Source organism: Streptomyces sp. NRRL B-24085, assembly GCF_001282115.1.
In the GTDB taxonomy this organism is placed as follows: domain Bacteria; phylum Actinomycetota; class Actinomycetes; order Streptomycetales; family Streptomycetaceae; genus Streptomyces.
The window spans coordinates 1-6,284 of record NZ_LJBR01000515.1 but is presented as its reverse complement, the minus strand read 5'-3'; the positions used below and the strand labels follow the sequence as shown (position 1 = coordinate 6,284).

Sequence of the window (6,284 nt, the reverse complement as noted above, 5' to 3'; positions counted from 1 at the left end):
CGCGTGCACCCACTCCCCCAGCCCGATGATGTCCAGCACCCCGCCCGCCCGCGCGATCACCGGCCCGGCCTCCGTCATCCCGCGCTCCAGCTCGTCGACGACCTGCTGGTTCGTCCAATCGGCGCGCTCGGCGATGTCCCGGTCGTTGGACTCGGGCGAGAAGACGCCCTTCTCGAACCGTCCCTCCACCACCCGGATCAGCGCGGACGAGCAGTGCGCCAGCACGTCCCGCACGCTCCATCCCGGACACCCCCGCGTCGGCAGCGCGAAGTCGGTGTCCGGGCGGGAGCGCAGGAGGGGGATCAGGGCGTCGCGCTCGGTGGTCAGGAGGCGGCCGGGGAGCTCGGGGTCTCGTACGTCGTCAGCAGTCATGGGGACAACGTGCCAGCGGGCGGCCGGGGGGACAATGAGGCCATGCCCGATCTCGACGACCTCCGCGACCGTTTCACCCGTGCCCTGGAGAGCGCCCGGGCCGGCGACGGCCCCGACCCGGCGCCGTACGCCGACAACCTCCTGGACCGCTGGCGGGAGCCGCAGCGGCGCTACCACACGCTCTCCCACCTGACGGCCGTCCTCGACCACGTCGACCTGCTCCAGGAGTACGCGGACCGGCCGGACCTGGTGCGTCTCGCGGCCTGGTTCCACGACGCCGTCTACCTCCCGGACCGCTCGGAGAACGAGGAGCGCTCCGCCCGCCTGGCCGAACGCGCCCTCGCCGAGGCCGGGGTCCCCGCCCGCGAGACGGCCGAGGTCGCCCGTCTCGTCCGCCTCACCACCGCCCACGAACCGGCCGACGACGACCGCGACGGCCAGGTGCTGTGCGACGCCGACCTCGCGATCCTCGCCGCGCCGCCCTCCGCGTACGCCGCCTACACGGCCGCCGTCCGCGAGGAGTACGGCTTCGTGCCGACCGACGCCTTCCGCGAGGGCCGGTCCGCGATCCTGCGGCAACTGCTCGAACTGCCGCGACTGTTCAGGACGCCGTACGGGGCGCGGGAATGGGAGGCCACGGCCCGCTACAACCTCGCCTCGGAGCTGGAAATGCTGTCGCTCTGAGGCGCCCGGCGGCTTAGCCTGCCCGCATGGAAGACATGGGCGCGGAACGGGTGACGGAGGCTGTCGCGGACGCGGTGGCGGTCCTGCGGAAGGCGGTGGACCGCGACTGGGCCGGGGTGCCGGCCGGCCGGGTGGAGTGGAGCTGCCTGAAGACGGCCGAGCACATCGCGAGCGATCTCGTCGCGTACGCGGCGCAGTTGGCGGGCCGGGCGCAGGAGGCGTACGTCCCCTTCGAGATCTCCCTGGACGACGGCACCGGCGCCGAGGGCGCCCTCCACGTGATCGAGACGGCCGGTGTCCTGTTCGCCGCGACCCTGCGCACCACCCCGCGCGAGGTCCGCGCCTTCCACCCGTACCCCTTCCGCAGCGCGAACCGCACGGGCTTCGCCGCGATGGGCGTCGCCGAGGTGCTGCTGCACACCTACGACATCGCCGAAGGGCTGGGCTTGGCCTACGAACCCGCCGCCCACCTCCCCGACTACGTGCTGACCCGGATCTTCCCCGAGGTCCAGCCGGGCCCCGACCCCTGGCGCACCCTGCTGTGGGCCACCGGGCGCGGCGACCTGCCCGGCCGCGCCCCGCGTACGCAGTGGCGCTGGAGCAACAACCTCGTGCTGCCCACCGAGCGCCTGACCCTCCAGGGCGTCACGCCCGCCTCCGCCGCCGAACTGGCCGCGGGCGGCGACGGCGACTTCGAGTGGGTCGAGGACGGCCCCTTCGACGGCACCCGCGAGGCCGCGGGCATGACCGTCAAGGCGTACGAGGCGGGCGTCCACCGCCCGGAGTTCGGCCTCTTCGTCCTCGTACGGCGGGAGGACGGCCGGGCGATCGGCGGCATGGGCTTCCACGGCGCCCCCGACGAGGACGGCCGCGCCGAGGTCGGCTACGACCTGGCCGAGAGCGCCCGCGGCCGGGGCTACGCGACGGAGGCCCTGCGCGCCCTGTCCGACTGGGCCCTGGCCCGCGACGACGTCCGCAGCCTCTGCGCCACCATCGAGCCCGACAACGCCGCCTCGCAACGCGTGATCGCCCGGGCCGGCTACGCCCGCGCGACCGTGGACGAGGAGCAGGCGTACGGCGAGCTGGAGACGGGCCTGCGGCTGTACGTCCTGCCGGGCGGGGCCGGTTAGGGGCCTTCGGACCGTGCGACGCCCTTGCGCCGGCGCAGTCCCGCCCCCGTGAGCAGCCGCACCACCTCGCGGCTGCTGACCTCCACCGCGCCCGCCGCGACCACGTCCGCGTACCGGTGCGACGGGATGTCGTAGTGGTCGCGTTCGAAGGCCCGCGGGGGCACTCCCAACTCCTCGGCGAACCGGTGCAGTTCGTCGAAGGAGGTGTCGCTGATCAGGTGGGACCACATGCGGCCGTGGCCCGGCCAGGTGGGCGGGTCGACGTAGACGGTCACGAGGAGGAGGTCCCGCCCGCCGCGGTGCCGAGGGAGCCGACCGCCGCGACCTTCACGCCCGCCTTGTGGCACACCCAGTGCGGGTCGGGGCCCAGTTCCGGCTCGACCTCCAGGGCGTGCGGGTCGCCGGAGCCGCACACCGGGCACAGCGGCCAGCGGCCGTGGGTCTCCAGCAGCGCGTCCTGCACGTCCTGGGCGACCAGGCCCGCCACGAACTCCGCGCCCTCCGGCCACTGCTGGACCCACCAGCGACGCTGTACGACGGATTCCTCGACCATCGACACCACGTCGGCGGCGGCGACCTCGCCCGCGGCCAGGTCGGCGAGCACGAGGGCGCGTGCGGCGTGCAGGGTCTGCTCAAGTGGACCGATGGACTCCATGGAGCCATTGTGCGGGCTCTTGACCACGAGTCCGAGCCGAAAATATCTTTCAGGTGTGTCCCAGGATGTGAAGGAAATTTTCGGCAGTGCTCTCGCCGCGAAGGTGCGCACGCTGGGTCCGTCCATGACCCGCTCGATGCACCGGGTCGCCGAGGCCGTCGCGAACGACCCGGCGGGGTGCGCGGCGCTCACCGTCACGGGCCTCGCCCAACTGACCGGGACGAGCGAGGCGACGGTCGTGCGCACGGCCCGGCTGCTGGGCTACCCCGGGTACCGCGACCTGCGGCTCGCCCTCGCCGGGCTGGCCGCGCAGCAGCAGTCCGGGCGGGCGCCGGCGATCACCACGGACATCGCGGTGGACGATCCGATCGCGGACGTGGTCGCCAAGCTCGCCTACGACGAGCAGCAGACCCTCGCGGACACGGCGGCCGGGCTGGACACCGCGCAGTTGGGGGCGGCGGTCGCCGCGACGGCCTCGGCACGGCGGATCGACGTCTACGGGGTGGGGGCCTCCGGTCTCGTCGCCCAGGACCTCACGCAGAAGCTGCTGCGGATAGGGCTGATAGCGCAGGCGCACAGCGACCCGCACCTGGCCGTGACGAACGCGGTGCAACTGCGGACGGGGGACGTGGCCATCGCGATCACGCACTCGGGTTCGACCGGGGACGTCATCGAGCCGTTGCGGGTCGCGTTCGAGCACGGGGCCACTACGGTGGCCATCACCGGGCGGCCGGACGGGGCGGTGGCACAGTACGCCGACCATGTGCTGACGACGTCCACGGCCCGGGAGAGCGAGCTGCGGCCCGCGGCGATGTCGTCACGGACCAGTCAGCTCCTCGTGGTGGACTGTCTGTTCGTGGGGGTGGCGCAACGGACGTACGAGACGGCGGCGCCCGCGCTGGCCGCGTCCTACGAGGCGCTGGCGCACCGGCACCGCCGGTAGGCACGAGTTACCCGGTAGACGTCGGTCACGAAGAGACGTCGGTCACGAAGAAAGAGCCACTCCTCCATGACCTCCACCTCCGACCCGCGTGATCTGCGAGCCCAGTTGGAGACGCTGACCACCGAGGCCTTCCGGCCGGAGCTCGCCGGCATCGACCGGTTGCCGACCCTCGACATCGCCCGGCTGATGAACGGCGAGGACGCCTCCGTCCCCGCGGCGGTCTCCCGGCAGCTGCCGGCGATCGCCGCCGCCATCGACGCGATCGCCGACCGGATGTCCCGCGGCGGCCGGCTGATCTACGCCGGCGCCGGCACCGCCGGGCGCCTGGGCGTCCTGGACGCCTCCGAGTGCCCGCCGACCTTCAACACCGACCCCGTCCAGGTGGTGGGCCTGATCGCGGGCGGCCCGGGCGCCCTGGTCACCTCCGTGGAGGGGGCGGAGGACTCCGCGGAGCTGGCGCGGGCCGACCTGGACGGGCTCGCGGTGACCGCCGTGGACTCGGTGGTCGGGGTGTCCGCGTCCGGTCGTACCCCGTACGCCGTGGGCGCGGTCGAACACGCCCGCGCGCAGGGGGCGTTGACGGTGGGCCTGTCCTGCAACGCGGACAGCGCGCTCGCCGCGGCCGCCGAGCACGGCATCGAGGTGGTGGTGGGCCCCGAACTGCTCACCGGCTCCACCCGCCTCAAGGCGGGCACCGCCCAGAAGCTCGTCCTCAACATGCTGTCGACGATCACGATGATCCGCCTCGGCAAGACCTACGGAAACCTCATGGTCGACGTCCGCGCCTCCAACGAGAAGCTGCGCGCCCGCTCCCGCCGTATCGTCGCCCTCGCCACCGGCGCCGACGCGGAGGAGGTCGAGCGGGCCCTGGCCGCCACGGACGGCGAGGTGAAGAACGCGATCCTCACGATCCTGGCCGACGTCGACGGGCCCACGGCGGCCCGGCTGCTGGCGGAGTCGGGGGGCCATCTGCGGGCTGCGCTCAGCGGCGGACCAGCACCGCGTGGGTGACGTTCGCTGAGCCGACCAGCTCGGACACCCGGTAGCCGTCGATCCCCCCGCCCAGGTCGTCGAGCAGCCGCTCCCCGCGCCCGATGAGCATGGGCGCGATCACCAGGTGGAGCTCGTCGATCAGCCCGGCGCGCAGGTACTGCCGGATGGTCGCCGCGCCGCCGCCGATCCGTACGTCCTTGCCGTCCGCCGCGTCGAAGGCCCGCTGGAGCACCGTCTGCGGCGGCTCGTCGGTGAAGCGGAAGGTGGTTCCGCCGGCCATCGCCAGATCCGGGCGCGGATGGTGGGTGTGGACGAAGACGTCGTGGTGGTACGGCGGGTTCTCGCCCCACCAGCCCTGCCAGGACTCGTCCTCCCAGGGGCCGCGCTGCGGGCCGAACATGTTCCGCCCCATGATCGTGGCGCCGATGTTCTGATCACCGCGGACGAAGAACTCGACGTCGGTGCCGCCCTTCCCGGCGGCCAGGTCCTCCGACGCGGAGACGAACCAGCGGTGCAGCTCGTCGCCCCAGCCGACGCCGTCGCCGAACGGGGCGTCCAGGCGCTGGTTCGGCCCGGCCATGAAGCCGTCGAGGGAGATCGTCACGTTGTGCACTCGGACCTTGGGCATGGCCTTCACCTCTCGTGTGGTGTCGTGCTCTCACCCATGCGTCGTTCCGAGCCTGCCTGGATCGACATCCGCGCGCACCTTTTTCCAGACGAGGGTGTGGCGCCAGAACAGCCGCCGCCGCAGACGAACCCCGGGGAGCACGCGGCGCGCCTCGCGGACGAACTCGGTGTAGGGGACGTCGGCGGGGCGGGTGGGGGCGGTCATCGCGACGGGACGTGGTGCCTTCCGCCCCCGGTTCTTGATCCAACCGGTGATCAGGTTGAGCGGGACGGACACCAGGCCCAGGAGGGTCTGGACGCGGGTGTCCTCCCGGGTCAGGCCGACGATCACCAGGGTGCCGCCGGGGGCCAGCCGCTGTCTGAACCGGACGAGGGTCTCGGTCAGGGGCAGGTGGTGGAGCACGGCGACACAGGTGATGACGTCATGGCCGCTCTCGTCGTACGACAGGGCGTCCGCGACGGAGAAGGTGACGGGGAGCCCGGGGTCGGTGGACTCCCTAGCCTCGCGGGTGATCCGTTCGTCGCTGTCGATGCCCTGGACCTCCCTCGCCCGGGTGGCCAGCAACCGTGCCAGGTCACCCGCACCGCAGCCGACGTCCAGGGCTCGGTCGAAGCGGCTGGGCAACTGGCGCATGATCCACCGGTGGAAGTGGGCGTTGTGGCTCCACGGATGGGCGTCGTTGAAGCGGGCGAGGGCGTCCAGGAGAGGCATGGGTTCATTTCAACAGGGCATCCGCCCTTCCCTGTTGACCTTCCGCACCCTCGCCCGCAGCACCTCGGCCTGCGGAGCGGGCCCGGTGGACTCCGGCGGGCAGTCCCACTCCCGCCCACCGCCCAGCGGCCTGAGCTGCACTCTCCCGCCCAGGTGCCCCATCACCTC

The 6,284-nt window shown here is 72.9% G+C and carries 9 protein-coding genes; 4 read left to right on the top strand and 5 right to left on the bottom strand.

Translation table 11 applies throughout. The features are described 5' to 3' along the window. On the bottom strand, nucleotides 1-372 hold a 372-nt coding region (locus AOJ26_RS38295), incomplete at its 3' end, for a maleylpyruvate isomerase family mycothiol-dependent enzyme (protein WP_159044492.1). A gap of 42 nt (nucleotides 373-414) precedes the next feature. Here AOJ26_RS38295 and AOJ26_RS38290 point away from each other — a divergent pair. Both AOJ26_RS38290 and AOJ26_RS38285 read left to right on the top strand, forming a co-directional pair. Further along, a complete protein-coding gene (locus AOJ26_RS38290) occupies nucleotides 415-1,056 on the top strand; it encodes a hypothetical protein (RefSeq protein WP_053852951.1) in 642 nt (213 codons plus the stop codon). Nucleotides 1,057-1,082: 26 nt separating this feature from the next. After that, a complete protein-coding gene (locus AOJ26_RS38285; protein WP_053852950.1) occupies nucleotides 1,083-2,186 on the top strand; it encodes a GNAT family N-acetyltransferase in 1,104 nt (367 codons plus the stop codon). Here AOJ26_RS38285 and AOJ26_RS38280 read toward each other — a convergent pair. Further along, complete coding sequence (locus AOJ26_RS38280; RefSeq protein WP_053852949.1) at nucleotides 2,183-2,461, bottom strand: DUF4031 domain-containing protein; 279 nt, start codon at nucleotides 2,459-2,461, stop codon at nucleotides 2,183-2,185. The genes AOJ26_RS38285 and AOJ26_RS38280 overlap by 4 nt on opposite strands. Then, nucleotides 2,458-2,841 (bottom strand): hypothetical protein, encoded by a 384-nt coding sequence (locus AOJ26_RS38275; RefSeq protein WP_053852953.1) that lies wholly within the window; start codon nucleotides 2,839-2,841, stop codon nucleotides 2,458-2,460. Before AOJ26_RS38275 ends, AOJ26_RS38280 begins: the two co-directional genes overlap by 4 nt. A gap of 55 nt (nucleotides 2,842-2,896) precedes the next feature. On the opposite strand from AOJ26_RS38275, the gene AOJ26_RS38270 reads away from it, so the two are divergent. Together AOJ26_RS38270 and murQ are read left to right on the top strand one after the other, a co-directional pair. Beyond that, entirely contained in the window at nucleotides 2,897-3,784 is an 888-nt protein-coding gene (locus AOJ26_RS38270; protein ID WP_373413152.1) for a MurR/RpiR family transcriptional regulator, read from the top strand. A 66-nt stretch (nucleotides 3,785-3,850) separates the two neighbouring features. After that, nucleotides 3,851-4,795 (top strand): N-acetylmuramic acid 6-phosphate etherase, encoded by a 945-nt coding sequence (murQ, locus tag AOJ26_RS38265; protein ID WP_053852947.1) that lies wholly within the window; start codon nucleotides 3,851-3,853, stop codon nucleotides 4,793-4,795. On the opposite strand, the gene AOJ26_RS38260 is transcribed toward murQ, so the two are convergent. Together AOJ26_RS38260 and AOJ26_RS38255 are read right to left on the bottom strand one after the other, a co-directional pair. After that, complete coding sequence (locus AOJ26_RS38260; protein ID WP_053852952.1) at nucleotides 4,767-5,405, bottom strand: dihydrofolate reductase family protein; 639 nt, start codon at nucleotides 5,403-5,405, stop codon at nucleotides 4,767-4,769. The two genes, murQ and AOJ26_RS38260, sit on opposite strands and share 29 nt — an antisense overlap. 30 nt (nucleotides 5,406-5,435) lie before the next feature. Next, the gene (locus AOJ26_RS38255; protein WP_053852946.1) at nucleotides 5,436-6,116 is read right to left on the bottom strand and encodes a class I SAM-dependent methyltransferase; all 681 of its coding nucleotides are present in this window, start codon (nucleotides 6,114-6,116) and stop codon (nucleotides 5,436-5,438) included. Between the last annotated feature and the right edge of the window lie 168 nt (nucleotides 6,117-6,284).

What these genes read in the sequence shown, in the direction of transcription:
- AOJ26_RS38285 (WP_053852950.1), top strand. Translation starts at nt 1,083, where the DNA reads ATGGAAGACATGGGCGCGGAACGGGTGACGGAGGCTGTCGCGGACGCG.
- murQ (WP_053852947.1), top strand. Translation starts at nt 3,851, where the DNA reads ATGACCTCCACCTCCGACCCGCGTGATCTGCGAGCCCAGTTGGAGACG.
- AOJ26_RS38255 (WP_053852946.1), bottom strand. Translation starts at nt 6,116, where the DNA reads ATGCCTCTCCTGGACGCCCTCGCCCGCTTCAACGACGCCCATCCGTGG.
- AOJ26_RS38260 (WP_053852952.1), bottom strand. Translation starts at nt 5,405, where the DNA reads ATGCCCAAGGTCCGAGTGCACAACGTGACGATCTCCCTCGACGGCTTC.
- AOJ26_RS38290 (WP_053852951.1), top strand. Translation starts at nt 415, where the DNA reads ATGCCCGATCTCGACGACCTCCGCGACCGTTTCACCCGTGCCCTGGAG.
- AOJ26_RS38275 (WP_053852953.1), bottom strand. Translation starts at nt 2,841, where the DNA reads ATGGAGTCCATCGGTCCACTTGAGCAGACCCTGCACGCCGCACGCGCC.